The sequence below is a fragment of the Neisseria bacilliformis genome, assembly GCF_014055025.1.
Classification (GTDB): domain Bacteria; phylum Pseudomonadota; class Gammaproteobacteria; order Burkholderiales; family Neisseriaceae; genus Neisseria; species Neisseria bacilliformis.
Genome location: NZ_CP059571.1, coordinates 376,923 through 393,134 on the forward strand (window position 1 = coordinate 376,923; position 16,212 = coordinate 393,134).

The 16,212-nt window shown below is 47.2% G+C and carries 24 protein-coding genes; 21 read left to right on the forward strand and 3 right to left on the reverse strand.

Annotated elements, in window-relative coordinates:
• The first annotated feature begins 181 nt into the window (after positions 1-181).
• The 21 genes from rplN to H3L91_RS01995 all read left to right on the forward strand — a co-directional run bounded on the left by rplN (position 182) and on the right by H3L91_RS01995 (position 12,172).
• Positions 182-550: a 50S ribosomal protein L14 gene (rplN, locus tag H3L91_RS01895; protein ID WP_007341751.1), complete on the forward strand. Its 369-nt coding sequence runs from the start codon at positions 182-184 to the stop codon at positions 548-550.
• Between the two features lie 10 nt (positions 551-560).
• Positions 561-884 (forward strand): 50S ribosomal protein L24, encoded by a 324-nt coding sequence (gene rplX, locus H3L91_RS01900; protein ID WP_007341752.1) that lies wholly within the window; start codon positions 561-563, stop codon positions 882-884.
• 16 nt (positions 885-900) lie between these two features.
• Positions 901-1,440: a 50S ribosomal protein L5 gene (gene rplE, locus H3L91_RS01905; RefSeq protein WP_007341753.1), complete on the forward strand. Its 540-nt coding sequence runs from the start codon at positions 901-903 to the stop codon at positions 1,438-1,440.
• Positions 1,441-1,442: 2 nt separating this feature from the next.
• Entirely contained in the window at positions 1,443-1,748 is a 306-nt protein-coding gene (gene rpsN, locus H3L91_RS01910) for a 30S ribosomal protein S14 (protein WP_007341754.1), read from the forward strand.
• A gap of 14 nt (positions 1,749-1,762) precedes the next feature.
• A complete protein-coding gene (gene rpsH, locus H3L91_RS01915; protein ID WP_040658604.1) occupies positions 1,763-2,155 on the forward strand; it encodes a 30S ribosomal protein S8 in 393 nt (130 codons plus the stop codon).
• A 12-nt stretch (positions 2,156-2,167) separates the two neighbouring features.
• Entirely contained in the window at positions 2,168-2,701 is a 534-nt protein-coding gene (gene rplF, locus H3L91_RS01920) for a 50S ribosomal protein L6 (protein WP_040658606.1), read from the forward strand.
• A 15-nt stretch (positions 2,702-2,716) separates the two neighbouring features.
• Positions 2,717-3,070 carry a 50S ribosomal protein L18 gene (rplR, locus tag H3L91_RS01925; RefSeq protein WP_040658608.1) on the forward strand — a complete coding sequence of 118 codons (354 nt, stop codon included), beginning with the start codon at positions 2,717-2,719 and terminating at the stop codon, positions 3,068-3,070.
• Between the two features lie 26 nt (positions 3,071-3,096).
• Positions 3,097-3,615, forward strand: coding sequence for a 30S ribosomal protein S5 (gene rpsE / locus H3L91_RS01930; RefSeq protein ID WP_040658610.1), 519 nt, complete (start codon positions 3,097-3,099; stop codon positions 3,613-3,615).
• Positions 3,608-3,793, forward strand: a complete 186-nt coding sequence (gene rpmD / locus H3L91_RS01935) for a 50S ribosomal protein L30 (protein WP_081458560.1) — start codon at positions 3,608-3,610, stop codon at positions 3,791-3,793. Before rpsE ends, rpmD begins: the two co-directional genes overlap by 8 nt.
• Before the next feature lie 3 nt (positions 3,794-3,796).
• Positions 3,797-4,231 carry a 50S ribosomal protein L15 gene (gene rplO / locus H3L91_RS01940; protein WP_049255223.1) on the forward strand — a complete coding sequence of 145 codons (435 nt, stop codon included), beginning with the start codon at positions 3,797-3,799 and terminating at the stop codon, positions 4,229-4,231.
• Between the two features lie 11 nt (positions 4,232-4,242).
• Positions 4,243-5,535, forward strand: coding sequence for a preprotein translocase subunit SecY (secY, locus tag H3L91_RS01945; RefSeq protein ID WP_007341759.1), 1,293 nt, complete (start codon positions 4,243-4,245; stop codon positions 5,533-5,535).
• A gap of 11 nt (positions 5,536-5,546) precedes the next feature.
• Positions 5,547-5,765 (forward strand): translation initiation factor IF-1, encoded by a 219-nt coding sequence (infA, locus tag H3L91_RS01950; protein WP_007341760.1) that lies wholly within the window; start codon positions 5,547-5,549, stop codon positions 5,763-5,765.
• A 26-nt stretch (positions 5,766-5,791) separates the two neighbouring features.
• Positions 5,792-5,905, forward strand: coding sequence for a 50S ribosomal protein L36 (gene rpmJ / locus H3L91_RS01955; protein WP_003697674.1), 114 nt, complete (start codon positions 5,792-5,794; stop codon positions 5,903-5,905).
• Between the two features lie 42 nt (positions 5,906-5,947).
• Positions 5,948-6,310 carry a 30S ribosomal protein S13 gene (rpsM, locus tag H3L91_RS01960; RefSeq protein WP_007341761.1) on the forward strand — a complete coding sequence of 121 codons (363 nt, stop codon included), beginning with the start codon at positions 5,948-5,950 and terminating at the stop codon, positions 6,308-6,310.
• 18 nt (positions 6,311-6,328) lie between these two features.
• On the forward strand, positions 6,329-6,724 hold the full coding sequence (rpsK, locus tag H3L91_RS01965; protein ID WP_007341762.1) for a 30S ribosomal protein S11: 396 nt from the start codon (positions 6,329-6,331) through the stop codon (positions 6,722-6,724).
• 16 nt (positions 6,725-6,740) lie between these two features.
• Complete coding sequence (gene rpsD / locus H3L91_RS01970; protein ID WP_040658612.1) at positions 6,741-7,361, forward strand: 30S ribosomal protein S4; 621 nt, start codon at positions 6,741-6,743, stop codon at positions 7,359-7,361.
• 25 nt (positions 7,362-7,386) lie between these two features.
• Entirely contained in the window at positions 7,387-8,370 is a 984-nt protein-coding gene (locus tag H3L91_RS01975; RefSeq protein ID WP_040659311.1) for a DNA-directed RNA polymerase subunit alpha, read from the forward strand.
• A gap of 27 nt (positions 8,371-8,397) precedes the next feature.
• Complete coding sequence (gene rplQ / locus H3L91_RS01980; protein ID WP_081458561.1) at positions 8,398-8,775, forward strand: 50S ribosomal protein L17; 378 nt, start codon at positions 8,398-8,400, stop codon at positions 8,773-8,775.
• 118 nt (positions 8,776-8,893) lie between these two features.
• Complete coding sequence (locus H3L91_RS01985) at positions 8,894-9,271, forward strand: hypothetical protein (protein ID WP_007341766.1); 378 nt, start codon at positions 8,894-8,896, stop codon at positions 9,269-9,271.
• Between the two features lie 494 nt (positions 9,272-9,765).
• Entirely contained in the window at positions 9,766-11,097 is a 1,332-nt protein-coding gene (gene miaB, locus H3L91_RS01990) for a tRNA (N6-isopentenyl adenosine(37)-C2)-methylthiotransferase MiaB (protein ID WP_007341769.1), read from the forward strand.
• Between the two features lie 694 nt (positions 11,098-11,791).
• A complete protein-coding gene (locus H3L91_RS01995; RefSeq protein WP_154647177.1) occupies positions 11,792-12,172 on the forward strand; it encodes a hypothetical protein in 381 nt (126 codons plus the stop codon).
• Positions 12,173-12,262: 90 nt separating this feature from the next.
• Here the strand turns inward: H3L91_RS01995 and H3L91_RS02000 are convergent, their stop codons facing one another.
• The 3 genes from H3L91_RS02000 to H3L91_RS02010 all read right to left on the reverse strand — a co-directional run bounded on the left by H3L91_RS02000 (position 12,263) and on the right by H3L91_RS02010 (position 16,161).
• On the reverse strand, positions 12,263-12,925 hold the full coding sequence (locus tag H3L91_RS02000) for a hypothetical protein (RefSeq protein WP_007341772.1): 663 nt from the start codon (positions 12,923-12,925) through the stop codon (positions 12,263-12,265).
• A 581-nt stretch (positions 12,926-13,506) separates the two neighbouring features.
• Positions 13,507-14,586 (reverse strand): beta-N-acetylhexosaminidase, encoded by a 1,080-nt coding sequence (nagZ, locus tag H3L91_RS02005; protein ID WP_007341775.1) that lies wholly within the window; start codon positions 14,584-14,586, stop codon positions 13,507-13,509.
• Between the two features lie 84 nt (positions 14,587-14,670).
• Positions 14,671-16,161 carry a DegQ family serine endoprotease gene (locus H3L91_RS02010; RefSeq protein WP_040659316.1) on the reverse strand — a complete coding sequence of 497 codons (1,491 nt, stop codon included), beginning with the start codon at positions 16,159-16,161 and terminating at the stop codon, positions 14,671-14,673.
• Positions 16,162-16,212 lie beyond the last annotated feature (51 nt).

Sequence of the window (16,212 nt, forward strand, 5' to 3'; positions counted from 1 at the left end):
AGCCAGATTAAAGTGTCTGTATAATCCCATTTTAGCTTTCTTTTCTTGAAAGTTTCTTCCATCGGGAACCAAGACTGATTTACTTGAACCTTTTTAAGGTTTCAAATTTAGACGGGATGTGCAATATGTCGGCTAGTTTGAAAATGGTAAGTTAAGTTGGGTCTAAAAAAAGGTATATAAAATGATTCAGATGCAGACTATTTTGGATGTAGCTGATAACTCTGGTGCGCGTCGAGTGATGTGTATTAAAGTGTTAGGTGGCTCCAAACGGCGTTATGCTAATGTTGGTGATGTTATTAAGATTGCAGTAAAAGATGCAACTCCTCGTGGGCGGGTCAAAAAAGGCGATGTGTACAATGCCGTTGTGGTTCGTACTGCAAAGGGGGTGCGACGTACTGATGGTGCTTTGATTAAGTTTGATAGCAATGCTGTTGTGCTGTTGAATAATAAGCTTGAACCTATGGGTACCCGTATTTTTGGGCCGGTAACTCGCGAGTTGCGTACTGAGCGTTTCATGAAAATTGTGTCATTAGCACCGGAAGTGTTGTGAGGAATTTGTAATGAATAAGGTTATTAAGGGTGATCAGGTTATCGTTATTGCAGGTAAGGATAAGGGTAAAGTGGGCTTGGTTGTTTCCATATCAAGTCGAGGAGTTGTAGTTGAAGGTATTAATTTAGTTAAGAGGCATGTTAAACCTAATCCTATGCGAGGAATAGAGGGTGGGATTATTGCAAAGAGTTTGCCTATTGATATTTCAAATCTCGCTATTTTAAACCCTCATACTGGTAAAGCTGATCGTATTGGTATTAGGTTAGTTAATGATAATGGTAATATTATACGTACTCGCGTGTTTAAATCAAGTGGCTTAGTTGTTGGTGCATAAGAGGTAATGAGAGATTATGGCTCGTTTGAAGGATTTTTATAATAGTGTTGTTGTTCCTGAATTGATGAGGCAGTTTGGCTATAAAAGTATTATGGAGGTTCCTCGTCTTGAAAAAATAACCTTAAATATGGGGGTGGGCGAGGCGGTTGCTGATAAAAAAAATATGGAATATGCTGTTTCTGATTTAGAGAAGATAGCCGGGCAGAAGCCGGTTGTAACTGTCGCTCGAAAATCTATTGCAGGATTCAAAATTCGAGATAACTATCCTGTTGGATGTAAAGTGACTTTGCGGCGTGAGAGGATGTTTGAGTTTTTAGATCGGTTAGTTGCGATAGCATTGCCTAGGGTTCGAGATTTTCGTGGTGTAAGCAATAAATCATTTGATGGTCGTGGAAATTATAATATGGGCATTAGGGAGCAAATTATTTTTCCCGAGATTGAGTATGACAAGATTGATGCTATTCGTGGTTTAAATATTACGATCACTACCTCAGCAAAAACAGATGATGAAGCGAAAGCTTTGCTATCATTATTTAAGTTTCCATTTAAAGGATAATTATGGCCAAGAAAGCGATTATTAATAGGGAGGCTAAAAGGGTTGCTCTTGCTAAACGTTACTCACAAAAGAGGGCGGCTATTTTTGCTATTATTAACGATTCAAACGCAACCGATTCGGAAAAATTTGAGGCCCGTTTGAAATTACAATCTATTCCTAGAAATGCAGCTCCTGTTCGGCAACGTCGTCGTTGCGCTTTAACTGGTCGGCCGCGTGGAACGTTTCGTAAATTTGGTTTGGGTCGTATCAAAATTCGCGAAATTGCAATGCGTGGAGAGATTCCGGGTGTAATTAAGGCTAGTTGGTAATGGAGAAAATTTAAATGAGTATGCATGATCCTATTTCCGATATGCTGACGCGTATTCGTAATGCTCAGCGTGCTGGTAAGTCTATCGTTTCCATGCCTTCTTCTAAATTAAAATGTGCAATTGCAAATGTTTTGAAGGAGGAAGGATATATTGATGGTTTTTCAGTTTCTTCCGAATGCAAGCCAGAGCTTCAGATTCAACTAAAATATTACTTGGGTAAACCGGTTATTGATCATATTAAACGTATTTCTAAACCGGGTTTGCGAGTGTATAAAAGTGCTAATTCCATCCCTTCTGTAATGAATGGCTTAGGTATTGCTATTATCAGCACTTCAAAAGGTGTAATGACTGATCGTAAAGCACGCCATGAAGGTGTCGGTGGTGAATTGTTATGCATTGTAGCGTAGGAGGTTAATAAAGTGTCTCGTATAGCAAAGAATCCTGTAAGCGTTCCTGAAGGTGTAAAAATAAATCTTGAGGCAGATGAATTAGTAGTACAGGGGAAATGCGGTAAATTAAGTTTAGCATTATCCTCGGAAGTAGAAGTTAAATTTAATGATGGTCAATTAAACGTGGTTGCTATTGGTAGCAGTAGACGAGCTAATGCGATGTCTGGTACGTTTCGTGCCTTAATTGCTAATATGGTAAAAGGCGTTTCCGATGGATTTGAAAGGAAATTACAGTTAATTGGTGTCGGTTATCGTGCACAGGCACAAGGTAAGTCTTTGAATTTATCATTGGGTTTTTCTCATCCTGTTGTTTATGAAATGCCTGAGGGAGTAACTGTTCATACTCCTAGTCAAACCGAAATTGTACTTAGTGGTGCCGACAAACAAGCTTTGGGACAAGTTGCAGCTGAAATTCGTTCCTTTCGTTCTCCTGAGCCTTATAAAGGTAAAGGAGTTCGTTATATTGATGAAATTGTGGTTTTAAAAGAAGCTAAGAAAAAATAGTTTAAGGAAATCAGGATGGATAAGCATATAGCCAGACTGCGTCGTGCACGTAAAACTCGTGTACGCATTGCAAATTTAAGAATGATGCGTTTATGTGTCTTCCGCACTAATGCTCATATTTATGCTCAGATTATTAGTGAAAATAACAGTCAAGTTTTGGTTTCGGCCTCAACTCTGGAAAAAGAGGTGCGAGATAGCTTGAAATCGGGGTCAAATATTGAAGCTGCTGCTTTAATTGGTAAACGAATCGCCGAAAAAGCTAAAATAATTGGGATTGAGAAAGTTGCGTTTGATCGTTCAGGTTTTCAATATCATGGACGTATCAAGGCTTTAGCAGAGGCGGCTCGGAATGCCGGCTTAAGTTTCTAAATTGAAGTATTGTGGAGTTTTAATATATGGCAAGGCATGAAGCTGAAGAGCGTAGCGATGGCTTAATTGAAAAGATGATTGCTGTTAATCGTGTAACTAAGGTTGTAAAGGGTGGGCGCATTATGGCCTTCTCTGCTTTAACCGTAGTTGGAGATGGAGATGGCAGAATTGGTATGGGTAAAGGAAAGTCCAAAGAGGTACCTGTCGCAGTCCAGAAGGCTATGGATCAAGCGCGGCGCTCAATGATCAAAGTTCCTTTAAAAAATGGTACAATCTACCATGAGGTAATTGGTAAGCATGGTGCAACTCGTGTATTTATGCAGCCTGCGAAAGAAGGTAGCGGAGTTAAGGCAGGCGGGCCTATGCGATTAGTATTTGACGCGCTAGGTGTTCATAATATTTCTGCTAAGGTGCATGGTTCTACCAACCCGTATAATATTGTTCGTGCAACTTTTGATGGGCTAACTAAGTTGTATACCCCTAGCGAGGTTGCTGCAAAACGTAGCTTATCTGTTGATGAGATTTTGGGAGTACATCATGACTGAATATAAAATGATTAAGGTTACTTTGGTGAAAAGTTTAATCGGTACCGTTTCTTCTCATCGTGCCTGTGCAAAAGGTTTGGGTTTGCGGCGTAGAGAGCATACCGTTCAGGTTATTGCTACTCCCGAGAACATGGGAATGATTAGTAAAATTAGTTACCTTTTGAAGGTGGAGTCTTAAATTATGCATTTAAATACTATTTGTCCAAAAACGGGTTCTACGTATGCAAAGCGTAGAGTAGGGAGAGGTATCGCTAGTGGGTTGGGTAAAACTTGCGGACGAGGACATAAGGGACAAAAGAGCCGTAATGGAGGTTTTCATAAGATCGGGTTTGAGGGTGGGCAAATGCCGCTTCAGCGTCGCTTGCCGAAAAGAGGGTTTAAGTCTTCGTTAGCTCCCCTATCAGCTGAAATTAATTTAAATGCTCTTTCAATTCTGCCAGCAGGAAGGGTAGACATTTTAATATTGAAGAAAGCTGGACTAATTGGTTCATCTATAAAAAATGTTAAAATTATTAATACGGGAAAAATTGAAAAACCGTTTGTAATAAATGGAATTAAAGTGACTAAAGGCGCAATGATCGCTATCAATGCAGCAGGTGGTTCCGTAGAAGTTTAGGAATAAATACAGTGGCCAATAAACGACTAATATTAGGGTTATTTAAATCTGAGGAATTAAAGAATAGATTTATATTTTTGTTGGCTGCATTGGTAGTTTTCAGGATTGGGGCGCATATTCCAGTGCCAGGTGTAAATGCCGTTGCTCTTTCTGATGTTTATAAAGGTGGACAGAGTGGCGGTATTTTAGGGATGTTAAATGTATTCTCTGGCGGCTCTTTGGAGAGATTTAGCATTTTTGCTATTGGTATTATGCCCTATATATCTTCGTCAATTATTGTGCAGCTTGCTTCAGAGATAGTTCCTTCTCTAAAGGCTTTGAAGAAGGAGGGTGAGGCTGGGCGGAAAATAATTACCAAATATACGCGTTTAGGGGCTGTTATTTTAGCTACGTTACAGGGATTTGTTGCTGCTACCTTTGTCTATCAGCAAGGTGTCGTAGTAATTCCCCAGTTTGAATTCTATTTCTTGGCTCTAATTTGCCTAGTAACGGGTACTATGTTCTTAATGTGGCTGGGTGAGCAGATTACTGAACGAGGAATTGGAAACGGTATCTCCTTAATTATTACAGCAGGTATTGCGGCAGGTATCCCTTCTGGAGTTGCACATCTTTGGAATATGGCTGTATCTGATAAGTTGCCGTCCGTCTTATTTATTACATCATCTGCGCTGGCTTTGGTTTATATCGTTGTTTACTTTGAAGCTGCATTAAGGAAAATTCCTATTCATTATGCAAAAAGGCAACAGTATTCATCTAATTGGCAGAATTCACATTTGCCATTTAAATTGAATATGGCTGGTGTAATTCCCCCTATTTTTGCCTCAAGTATTATTCTTTTCCCGTCAACTTTAATTAGTTGGCTAGGTGGAGAATATACATGGTTGCAAAAGTTTGCTATTGGGTTACAGCATGGCAGTATCGTTTATATCTTGTTATTTGCAGGCTCGATTATTTTCTTTTGTTACTTTTATACCGCCTTGGTATTCAGTCCCAAAGAAATGGCAGAGAACTTGAAAAAAAGCGGTGCTTTTGTGCCTGGAATTCGTCCGGGAAGTCATACTTCTAATTATCTTGAGGGTGTTGTATTAAGGCTTACGTTATGGGGTGCCTTATATATTACAGTAATCTGTTTAATTCCTGAGTTTTTCACCTCTTTTTTTAATGTCTCATTTGCGTTGGGGGGGACTTCTTTGTTAATCTTAGTTGTTGTAACGATGGATTTCAATACCCAGATATCTTCATATGGTATGGTTCGTCAATATGAGCATTTGATGAAGCGAATAAATTCAAAACAAGTACATTGAATTAATTTAAGATGGCAAAAGAAGATACAATACAAATGCAGGGTGAGATTTTAGAAACTCTGCCTAATGCTACTTTTAAAGTTAAGTTAGAAAATGATCATGTAGTTTTAGGTTATATATCTGGAAAGATGCGTATGCATTATATACGTATTTCTCCTGGGGATAAGGTAACTGTGGAGTTAACGCCTTATGATTTATCTCGAGCTCGCATAGTTTTTCGAGCTAGGTAATTTATTTATAGAAAGGAAATTTGGGAATGCGCGTTCAGCCCTCTGTCAAAAAAATTTGCCGTAATTGTAAAATTATTCGGCGAAATCGTGTAGTTCGTGTAATCTGCACGGATCCTCGTCATAAACAACGGCAAGGTTAATTAGGTTTATATTGTAACTTTAATCTTTATTAAGGAATAAATATGGCTCGTATTGCAGGGGTTAATATCCCTAATAATGCCCATATCGTAATTGGTTTGCAAGCAATTTATGGTATTGGTAATAGTCGTGCTAAATTGATTTGTGAAATGACTGGGATCATACCCAGTACGAAAGTAAAGGATTTAGACGAATCGCAATTAGAAGCTTTGCGCGAACAGGTTGCAAAGTATGAAGTTGAAGGTGATTTGCGTCGTGAAGTTACTATGTCTATCAAAAGATTGATGGATATGGGATGTTATCGTGGGTTTCGCCATCGTCGTGGTTTGCCTTGTCGTGGACAAAGAACCAAAACGAATGCGCGTACTCGTAAGGGGCCGCGCAAGGCAATTGCCGGTAAAAAATAAAATTTGAAGGATTAATTAATGGCTAAAGCAAACACAGCCTCGCGTGTACGTAGGAAAGTACGCAAGACCGTTAGTGAGGGTATTGTACACGTACATGCCTCTTTTAATAATACTATTATTACTATCACTGATCGTCAGGGAAATGCATTATCTTGGGCTACTTCTGGCGGAGCGGGTTTTAAAGGATCGCGTAAAAGTACACCATTTGCTGCTCAAGTTGCGGCAGAAGCTGCTGGTAAAGTTGCCCAAGAGTATGGCGTGAAAAATTTAGAAGTTCGTATTAAAGGCCCGGGTCCCGGTCGTGAGTCTTCTGTGCGTGCACTGAATGCGCTTGGTTTTAAAATTACTAGTATAACGGACGTTACACCATTGCCTCATAATGGCTGTCGTCCTCCTAAAAAACGTCGTATTTAGTTTGGAGTGATTTAATATGGCACGTTATATCGGCCCTAAATGTAAGTTGGCTCGCAGAGAAGGTACTGATCTTTTTTTGAAAAGTGCCCGTCGGTCCTTAGAGTCAAAATGTAAGATGGATACTGTTCCTGGTCAACATGGTGCAAAGAAACCGAGATTGTCTGATTATGGCTTACAGTTGCGTGAAAAGCAGAAGATTCGTAGGATCTATGGTGTATTAGAGCGTCAATTCCGTCGTTATTTTGCAGAAGCTGCACGCCGGAAGGGATCGACTGGTGAATTGCTGCTGCAATTATTGGAATCTCGTTTGGATAATGTAATATATAGAATGGGATTTGGATCTACGCGCGCAGAAGCGCGACAGTTGGTTTCCCATAAAGCTGTTACTGTCAACGGACAAGTGGTTAATATCCCATCTTATCAGGTGAAGGCGGGTGATGTTGTTGCTGTGAGGGAAAAGGCTAAAAAGCAAGTTCGGATTCAAGAGGCTTTGGGTTTGGCTGCACAAATCGGCTTCCCAGGATGGGTATCTGTTGATACTGCAAAAATGGAAGGCATTTTTAAAAATATGCCAGATCGTTCGGAGTTGTCTGGCGATATTAACGAACAGCTGGTGGTAGAGTTTTATTCTAAGTAATGCCAGTTTAATGAGGGACAGTTTAATGCAAAACAGCACTTCCGAATTTTTAAAACCGCGTCAGATTGATGTGGATACTATATCTAGTAATAGAGCGAGGGTATCCATGCAACCGTTTGAGCGTGGTTTCGGACACACTTTGGGTAATGCTTTGCGTCGTATCTTGCTGTCATCTATGAATGGCTTTGCGCCAACAGAAGTATCTATCTCAGGGGTATTGCACGAATATTCGACATTAGACGGAGTTCAGGAGGATGTTGTGGACATTCTCCTGAATTTGAAAGGTGTGGTATTTAAGCTGCATGGCCGTGAAGAAATCCGGCTTAAACTGAAAAAAGCAGGAAACGGTCCGGTTACCGCCGCTGATATTGATTTACCACATGATGTTGATGTTATTAATCCTAAGCATGTTATCTGCAATTTGGCAAATAACGGAAGTATTGAGATGGAAATCGTGGTGGAACAAGGACGGGGTTATCAGTCTGTTTCAGGCCGCCGTGATGTAAGGAGTGATACGGGTATTGGCGTTATTCAGTTGGATGCCAGTTTTTCGCCAATCAGCAGGGTAAGTTTTGAAGTAGAGCCTGCACGTGTAGAGCAGAGAACTGATCTTGACCGTTTGGTTTTAGATGTTGAGACGAACGGTTCGTTGGATCCTGAAGAGGCTGTTCGTAGTGCGGCTCGTATTTTGATTGATCAGATGTCTGTTTTTGCAGATTTGCAGGGTACTCCTGTGGAGGAAGTTGAAGAAAAAACCCCTCCGATTGATCCAATCTTGCTGCGTCCTGTGGATGATTTGGAGTTGACTGTAAGATCGGCAAATTGTCTGAAAGCCGAAGATATCTATTATATTGGTGATTTAATACAACGTACGGAAACCGAGTTGTTGAAAACGCCTAATTTGGGTAGAAAGTCTTTGAATGAGATAAAAGAGGTTCTGGCTTCCAAAGGGCTGACTCTTGGATCAAAGCTTGAAGCGTGGCCGCCTGCTGGTTTGGAAAGACCGTAAGGTTTGTGAATATTAAAGGAAAATGACATGCGTCATCGTAATGGAAATCGTAAATTAAACCGTACCAGCAGCCACCGTTCGGCTATGCTGCGTAATATGGCAAATTCTTTATTGACCCACGAAACGATTGTAACGACTTTGCCTAAGGCAAAAGAGCTGCGTAGAGTGGTTGAACCTTTGATTACTCTGGGTAAGAAACCGTCTTTGGCAAATCGCCGTTTGGCGTTTGACCGCACCCGCAACCGCGATGTAGTGGTTAAATTATTTGATGAATTGGGTGTTCGTTTTGCGACACGTAATGGCGGCTATCTCCGTATTTTAAAATGCGGATTCCGTAAAGGCGATAATGCACCATTGGCACTGGTTGAGTTGGTTGATAAAGCCGAACAGGCGGTTGCAGAGTAAGGAATAAACCGATCCTTTTTGGGGTCGGTTTTTTTATTATATGATGATTGCACTTTGTCTATCCCATTCGAGAGATATTTAGATATAATCGAATAACAGCATTTATTGATTGGGTCTAATGATGAAAAAAATATTTTTGTTTGCTTGTGCATTGTTTCTAAGCTCGCAGATGGCTTTGGCAGGCAGGGTTTTGCCGCCAGACATGAGGTTGGCCGTACTGAAAAAAGCAGATTATCCGGATATTGTGTTATCGGGAGACGGCTGGACTTGGACGCAAATTCTGACTTTGGGTTTGGTCAACAATAATCAAACGGAGGCGGAGGCTTTGGGTAGCATTCGGATTAAAGACACATATAACCGATTTATTACCAAAAACCGTTTGGCGAATCATATCGGGCAACCTGTTGGCGTATTTTTTGACAATCATGGGCAAGTAAAAGAAATTTGGGTTCTGACGCCCAAAGAGCGTGCGGAAATGAAGCGTCGCGGGCAGTAAAGGCCGTCTGAAAACCTTAATTTTAAGATTTAAGTCCTTATATCAGAAGAGGGCATATTTTCGTAATGCGGAAATATGCCCTCTTGTGCCATTGGCGCAGACAGAGGCTGCATCCTATCGGAAATATCCGAATACCGCATTATGCAATACGGCAAAATACAGCAGCCGGTGGCAGTCAATTCTCCTGTTTTGCAGGAATGAAGGTAAATGGCTAATTAAGTGATGATGGCTATATATCCTAATTAGATGATTTAATTTTATATTTTTACGGATTCATCTATAATTGCGTCCTTTTGACAACCACCAGCCCCGCGATTACGGGTAACCTGAAAACCTGCCAAACTTCCCGATGCCGCGCTGCTGATGCAGCCTGGTTGTATGTTTTGCCACAAAACCCCGCAACACTGCCTTGCCTGCGTCTTGCTCCTTGCCGTACAGCCTTCCCATCAGCAGCCGTTACACGCGGGAGTTCGGACGGTTTGGGAGCACAAACCATGAAAAAAGTCTTTATCCGCACCTTTGGCTGCCAGATGAACGAATACGACAGCGAAAAAATGCTGGCCGTATTGGAAGAAGAACACGGCGGCATTGAACAGGTGGCCGAGCCGGACGACGCCGACATCATCCTCTTCAACACCTGCTCCGTGCGCGAAAAAGCGCAGGAAAAAGTGTTTTCCGACCTCGGCCGCGTCAAACCCCTGAAAGAAAAGAATCCCAAACTTATCATTGGCGTAGCCGGATGCGTTGCCTCACAGGAAGGCGAAAACATCGTCAAACGCGCCCCCTATGTCGATGTCGTCTTTGGCCCGCAAACCCTGCACCGCCTCCCCAAAATGATTGCGGATAAGGAAACCAGCGGCTACGCACAAGTGGACATCTCCTTTCCCGAAATCGAAAAATTCGACCACCTGCCCCCCGCCCGCGTCGAAGGTGGTAGCGCGTTCATTTCCATTATGGAAGGCTGTTCCAAATACTGCTCCTTCTGCGTCGTCCCCTACACACGCGGCGAAGAATTTTCCCGCCCCTTGAACGACGTGCTCACCGAAATCGCCGGCCTTGCACAGCAGGGCGTAAAAGAAATCAACCTGCTCGGACAGAACGTCAACGCCTATCGCGGCGCAATGGACGACGGCGGCATCTGCGACTTCGCCACCCTGCTGCGCATCGTGCACGAAATCCCCGGCATCGAACGCCTGCGCTTCACCACCAGCCACCCGCGCGAATTCACCGACGCCATCATCGAATGCTACCGCGACCTGCCCAAACTCGTTTCCCACCTGCACCTGCCCATCCAAAGCGGCAGTGACCGCGTGCTCTCCGCCATGAAACGTGGCTACACCGCCCTCGAATACAAATCCATCATCCGCAAACTGCGCGCCATCCGCCCCGATTTGTGCCTGAGCAGCGACTTTATCGTCGGCTTCCCCGGCGAAACCGAGCGCGAGTTCGAGCAAACCCTGAAACTCGTTAAAGACATCGCCTTCGATTTGAGCTTCGTGTTTATTTACAGCCCCCGCCCCGGCACACCGGCCGCCAACCTGCCTGACGACACCCCGCACGCCGAAAAAGTGCGCCGCCTCGAAGCTCTCAACGAAGTCATCGAAGCCGAAACCGCCCGCATCAACCAAACCATGCTCGGCACCGTGCAACGCTGCTTGGTCGAAGGCATTTCCAAAAAAGACCCCGATCAGCTCCAAGCCCGCACTGCCAACAACCGCGTCGTCAACTTCACCGGCGGCCCGAACCTCATCAACCAAATGGTCGACCTCGAAATCACCGAAGCCTTCACCTTCTCCCTGCGCGGCCGCCTGCCTGCCGACGCATGACATTAGGAAAACTGCCGCTACCAAAGGCCGCCTGAAAACCGATTTTCAGACGGCCTTTCCCCATCCGCCTATGCAGAACCTAAGGTAGGGTGTGTTGCCCCGAGGCAACACACGCGTTCTTCGGACGGCAACAAATGTCTGCGCCCCGCAAACCCGAAACCGCGTGCGTGGCTGTGCCACACACCCTACCTTAGCGGGCGGAGGCCGTCTGAAAGCGCAGCTTCGGCGCAGCCAAAACCTCTATCCCGTCATTCCCGCGCAGGCGGGAATCTTGGTCGGGTTTGGCAACCGTTTGTTTCTTCAAAAATTGTCTAGCAGTAGAAAAGATTCCCGCCTGCGCGGGAATGACGGCAGGCGGGGCTGGTGTAGGGTGTGTCGCCCCGAGGCGACGCACGCGGTCTCTGCCACGCAACGAATCCGCACGTTTCCCCAAAACACAGAGACCGCGTGTGTGGCTGCGCCACACACCCTACCTTAGCGGCAAAGGCCGTCTGAAAAACGGAATATGCTTTTCAGACGGCCTTCTGCTTCCCACACCGCCACCACGCCCAAAGCCTCGCCAAATGCGGGACAGTGTAAATTCTAACCTTTACAAAAATTTGCGCACAGCATACAGCGTACAGCTGTACAGTATAATTTTAACACTTTCCATTAATTTGGAAGGGATTTTTCAAACATTGTTATGGATAAAAACATGAAAGCGTACAAAATTTTGCAAAGTATGTTGGTTTCTGCGGCATTGGCTGCGCCGTTTTCTGCGGCGGCGGAAAGTTATGAATTTGGAGAGGGCATCAGTGGAGTGGATGCGGCTTTGTACAGTCAGATGGGCGTGGTGGATAGTGGCGCACGTTATGAGTATTTGAATGGCAGAGCGCAGGAAGGGAGCAGTTTGGTTCAGACGGCATCACGGGAAAATGCTACAAAGGGTAAACAGGCTGGCAAGAAAAAACAGGTTGCTAAGAAAAAAATGAGCGTAGCAGAAAGAAGAATGGCTGAACTTGGTCGCAAATCTAGATTGGAAGAAGAACACAGAAAAGCAACTGGTGAAAAATTTGACTGGGAAAAATATATGTAAATTAGAAAACTAAAAGACGGTCATTGACCGTCTGATTTTTTATCTGTCCATTCAGATGTTTCTTTGGTTTTCCTGTTCTTGAGTAACATATTATTGATTTTTCGAAACGTTTTCTAAATTTAGCCTGTTTGTTGTTACGTCAAACACATCAATAATCTCTTTGGTGTTTTGAGAAAGGGTTTCTTTAATTTCTTTTAAGTCTTTCCCTAATTTAAAGTATATGGTCGCATCATTGGGTCTTTCTTTCTGAATCAATTCTGAGACAGTCATCCCTTCCTTTAATTTACTTGGGTCTATATTATTGGCTTTCAACCAAGTTTCTATTGCTTGTTTGTCTTCCTGACTACCATTGTTATACACCTCATTTATCATCACAATATTTTGCGCCAATGCCTTTTTGTGTGCGATTTGCTTATCTTGCGGCATTTGGTGGTAATCGGCATTGGGATTTTGGGCATACCCTATATCAATTAAGTTTTCCACTTGCTGAACTTTCCCAAACAAATCCATACGGTTTGCTTTTAATGAAGATTCGGCATCTTGGTTTTCTTTTTTCAAATCTACGCCATTTTGTAATGTCCAATCAGATACTTGTGTGAAGGTGTTGCGTGAGGCAAGCATTTGAATAAATTGCTGATGAAGAATGTAGGAGTAGTGTTCGATTTGGATATGTCGGTTGATTTCAGCCTGAGCGTGTTTGACTTGTTTCTTGATGTGTTTTTTATGTTTTTCGGGCCGTTTTTTGTATTGCACTTCGTATTCTTATCATGGCGCGGGGTGGCGCAACCCCGCGCGGTGCAGCCCCAATCTTATCAATAACAGGTAAAAGACCGTCTGAAAACCGCATTTGAGGGATTTTCAGACGGCCTCTGATACTGCCGTAGGGCATGCCGCCCCAGTGTTGCAGGTCGGATTCTCGAATCCGACGTTTTCCCGTAGAACCAACCCGCCGCGTGGGATGTCGGATACAAGTATCCGACCTACGGCTACTGAAAAACCATTATGGTGGAACAAAATAAAAGACACCCATCGTAGGCTGGGCTTCAGCCCAGCTAACTCGATATTTATCCGATATTTTGCCGGGCTGAAGCCCAGCCTACACTGAATACTTTTTATCTGTATCCACTATAAATGCGGTTTTCAGACGGCCTGTTGTTCGTTGGCAGGGGGATTAGGGTCTGTTAACAATCAACGTTTTGGCGGCTTTTGCGCCCTAAAACGGCATCTGCCGCGTTGCAAATACCCGCCTATGGACGGCATAGGCTCGCATTTGCGCCTTGCATCTGCCGTTTTATGACGCAAAATCCGCTGCAAAAGTCGAATGTCAACAGACCCTAGAACGCTTCGCCGACTTTGACGCCGCCGGCGGTGTCGGCGGGGGAGGCGAGGGCGGCGGTGAGGGTTTGGGCGGCGCGGAAGCCGGGCTGCCGCATGGCGGCGCGGGCGGCTTCGGGGGTGAGGGTGCAGGCGGTGTTTTGCCAGCGTTCGGCGAGGCGGGGGTTGGCGGGGGCTTGGAAGTTTTCCAGCAGTTCGTCGGTGAGGTCGGGGCGGTTGCAGACGAGGACGATGTCGCAGCCGGCGGCGAAGGCGGCGCGGGCGCGTGCTTTGATGCCGCCGGCGGCGGCCGCGCCTTCCATGGTGAGGTCGTCGGAGAAGATAACGCCGTCAAAATGCAGGGTGTCGCGCAGGACGGTTTTGAGCCAGTAGGGGGAGTAGCCGGCGGGCAGGGGGTCGGCCTGGGGGTAGGCGACGTGGGCGGGCATGACGGCGGCCATGCCCTCGGCGGCGAGGGCGGCGAAGGGGCGGATGTCGGTTTGGAGTTCGGCGATGCTGCGGGGGTCTTGGGGCAGGGTGTGGTGGCTGTCGCCTTCGACGCAGCCGTGGCCGGGGAAGTGTTTGCCACAGGTTTTCATGCCGCCTTGGGCGAGGCCGCGCTGTAAGGCGAGGGCGAGGGCGGCGACGGTGTCGGGGTTGTGGTGGAAGCTGCGGTTGCCGATGACGGGGCATTTGCCCCAATCGAGGTCGAGGACGGGGGTGAAGGAGAGGTCGATGCCGCAGGCGGCCAGTTCGGTGGCGAGGACGTATCCGACGCTTTGGGCGCAACGTTGGGCTTCGGCGGGACTTTGTTCGTCCCAGATTGTGCCGAGGGTGCGCATGGCGGGCAGGCGGGTGAAGCCTTCGGTGAAGCGTTGGACGCGGCCGCCTTCGTGGTCGGTGGCGATGATGAGGGCGGGGGTGCGCAGGGCTTTGATTTGGGCGGTGAGGCGGGTGAGTTGCTGCGGGTTTTGGTAGTTGCGCCGGAAGAGGATGACGCCGCCGATTGCGGGGTGGAGCAGGCGTTGTTTTTCGTCTTCGGTGAGGGTGTGGCCTTGGATGTCGGCCATGACGGGGCCGCGCGGGAGGTGTTGGGGCATGGTGGGCTTTCGGTTTGGGGGGCGGAGCGGCGGTTTTTGTTTTTCAGACGGCCTGTGTGTTTCGGAGGCCGTCTGAAAAGGGGTTTATTTCAGGGTGAGGGCGAGGAAGAGGGTGTTGTCGCCGCGCTGGACGAGGAAGGGGATGTTGCCGCCGGCTGCGGCGACGGCTTGGCGCAGGCCGGCTTCGTCGGACACTTTGGTTTGGCCGACGGCGAGGATGTAGTCGCCGCGTTTGAGGCCGGCGCGTTCGGCCGCGCCTTCGACGCGCAGGACTTGCAGGCGGCTGCCGCCGGTTTCGGTTTGGACGGAGAGGGTGAGGCCGGTATTTTCGAGGACGAAGCTCTGGCTTTGCAGTCCGCTGCCGCCGCTGCCGGCGGGGGTGTTGCGGCCGCCGTTGTTTTTGTCCGCGCTGTCGAGCAGGATTTTTTGGTTGAGGGTTTGGCCGCCGCGCCAGATGGTGAGGGTGATTTCTTTGCCGGGGGCGATGGCGCCGACCATGACGGGGAGGTCGTTGGAGGCGCGGACTTCTTCGCCGTTGACGGCGAGGACGACGTCGCCTTGTTGCAGGCCGCCTTGGGCGGCGGGGCTGTCGGGCAGGACTTGGGTGATGAGCGCGCCTTTGGGTTTGGCCAGGCCGAAGGATTTGGCGAGGTTGTAGTCGATTTCCTGGATGATGACGCCGAGGCGGCCGCGCTGGACTTTGCCGGTGGTTTTGAGCTGTTCGGCGACGTTCATGGCCACGTCGATGGGGATGGCGAAGGAGATGCCCATGAAGCCGCCGCTGCGGCTGTATATTTGGGAGTTGATGCCGACGACCTGTCCGTTGAGGTTGAACAGGGGGCCGCCGGAGTTGCCAGGGTTGATGGCGACGTCGGTTTGGATGAAGGGGGTGTAGTTTTCGTTGGGCAGGCTGCGGCCTTTGGCGGAGACGATGCCGGCGGTGATGCTGTTTTCAAAGCCGAAGGGCGCGCCGATGGCGGCCACCCATTCGCCGGGGCGCAGGGCTTTGACGTCGCCGGTTTTGACGGCGGGCAGGCCGTCGGCTTCGATTTTGAGCAGGGCGACGTCCGACTGGGCGTCCGAGCCGATGAGTTTGGCGGGGAATTCGCGTTTGTCGTTGAGGGTTACTTTGATGTTGTTCATGCCGCTGACGACGTGGGTGTTGGTGAGGATGTAGCCGTCGGGGCTGATGATGAAGCCGGAGCCGAAGTTTTGGTTTTTGTCGTCGTCGGGGTCTTGCAGCTGGGGGGCGTTGGGAACGAGGCGGCGGAAGAAGTCGTAGAAGGGGTCGTCTTCGGGGACGGGGCTGTCTTCGCCGCTGCTTTTGCTTTCGCTTTGTTTGGCGGCCCGGATGTTGACCACGGCCGCGCCTTCCTGCTCCATCAGGCGGGTGAAGTCGGGCAGCAGCATGTCGACTTTGCCCTGCGGGGTTTGCGCTTCGACGGGTTTGGCGAAGGTTTGTTCCTGCGCGCTTTGCGCAGGCGGGGTGTCGTTTGCGCCGTCTTTTTTGCCGCAGGCGGCGAGGGCGAGGAGGACGGCGAGGGCGAGGGCGGCGGGTTTGAAGGTGCGGGTCATGTTGTTTTCCTTTTGTTTGTTCTTGCGCATCAGGGATTTGAGGCCGTCTGA

Coding starts and splice junctions, on each gene's coding strand:
- rpsM (WP_007341761.1), top strand. CDS start 5,948: ATGGCTCGTATTGCAGGGGTTAATATCCCTAATAATGCCCATATCGTA.
- rplN (WP_007341751.1), top strand. CDS start 182: ATGATTCAGATGCAGACTATTTTGGATGTAGCTGATAACTCTGGTGCG.
- rpsE (WP_040658610.1), top strand. CDS start 3,097: ATGGCAAGGCATGAAGCTGAAGAGCGTAGCGATGGCTTAATTGAAAAG.
- H3L91_RS01985 (WP_007341766.1), top strand. CDS start 8,894: ATGATGAAAAAAATATTTTTGTTTGCTTGTGCATTGTTTCTAAGCTCG.
- rplE (WP_007341753.1), top strand. CDS start 901: ATGGCTCGTTTGAAGGATTTTTATAATAGTGTTGTTGTTCCTGAATTG.
- nagZ (WP_007341775.1), bottom strand. CDS start 14,586: ATGCCCCAACACCTCCCGCGCGGCCCCGTCATGGCCGACATCCAAGGC.
- miaB (WP_007341769.1), top strand. CDS start 9,766: ATGAAAAAAGTCTTTATCCGCACCTTTGGCTGCCAGATGAACGAATAC.
- rplO (WP_049255223.1), top strand. CDS start 3,797: ATGCATTTAAATACTATTTGTCCAAAAACGGGTTCTACGTATGCAAAG.
- rplR (WP_040658608.1), top strand. CDS start 2,717: ATGGATAAGCATATAGCCAGACTGCGTCGTGCACGTAAAACTCGTGTA.
- rpsH (WP_040658604.1), top strand. CDS start 1,763: ATGAGTATGCATGATCCTATTTCCGATATGCTGACGCGTATTCGTAAT.
- H3L91_RS01975 (WP_040659311.1), top strand. CDS start 7,387: ATGCAAAACAGCACTTCCGAATTTTTAAAACCGCGTCAGATTGATGTG.
- rpmJ (WP_003697674.1), top strand. CDS start 5,792: ATGCGCGTTCAGCCCTCTGTCAAAAAAATTTGCCGTAATTGTAAAATT.
- rpsK (WP_007341762.1), top strand. CDS start 6,329: ATGGCTAAAGCAAACACAGCCTCGCGTGTACGTAGGAAAGTACGCAAG.
- rplQ (WP_081458561.1), top strand. CDS start 8,398: ATGCGTCATCGTAATGGAAATCGTAAATTAAACCGTACCAGCAGCCAC.
- H3L91_RS02010 (WP_040659316.1), bottom strand. CDS start 16,161: ATGACCCGCACCTTCAAACCCGCCGCCCTCGCCCTCGCCGTCCTCCTC.
- H3L91_RS01995 (WP_154647177.1), top strand. CDS start 11,792: ATGAAAGCGTACAAAATTTTGCAAAGTATGTTGGTTTCTGCGGCATTG.
- rplX (WP_007341752.1), top strand. CDS start 561: ATGAATAAGGTTATTAAGGGTGATCAGGTTATCGTTATTGCAGGTAAG.
- rpsN (WP_007341754.1), top strand. CDS start 1,443: ATGGCCAAGAAAGCGATTATTAATAGGGAGGCTAAAAGGGTTGCTCTT.
- infA (WP_007341760.1), top strand. CDS start 5,547: ATGGCAAAAGAAGATACAATACAAATGCAGGGTGAGATTTTAGAAACT.
- rpmD (WP_081458560.1), top strand. CDS start 3,608: ATGACTGAATATAAAATGATTAAGGTTACTTTGGTGAAAAGTTTAATC.
- rpsD (WP_040658612.1), top strand. CDS start 6,741: ATGGCACGTTATATCGGCCCTAAATGTAAGTTGGCTCGCAGAGAAGGT.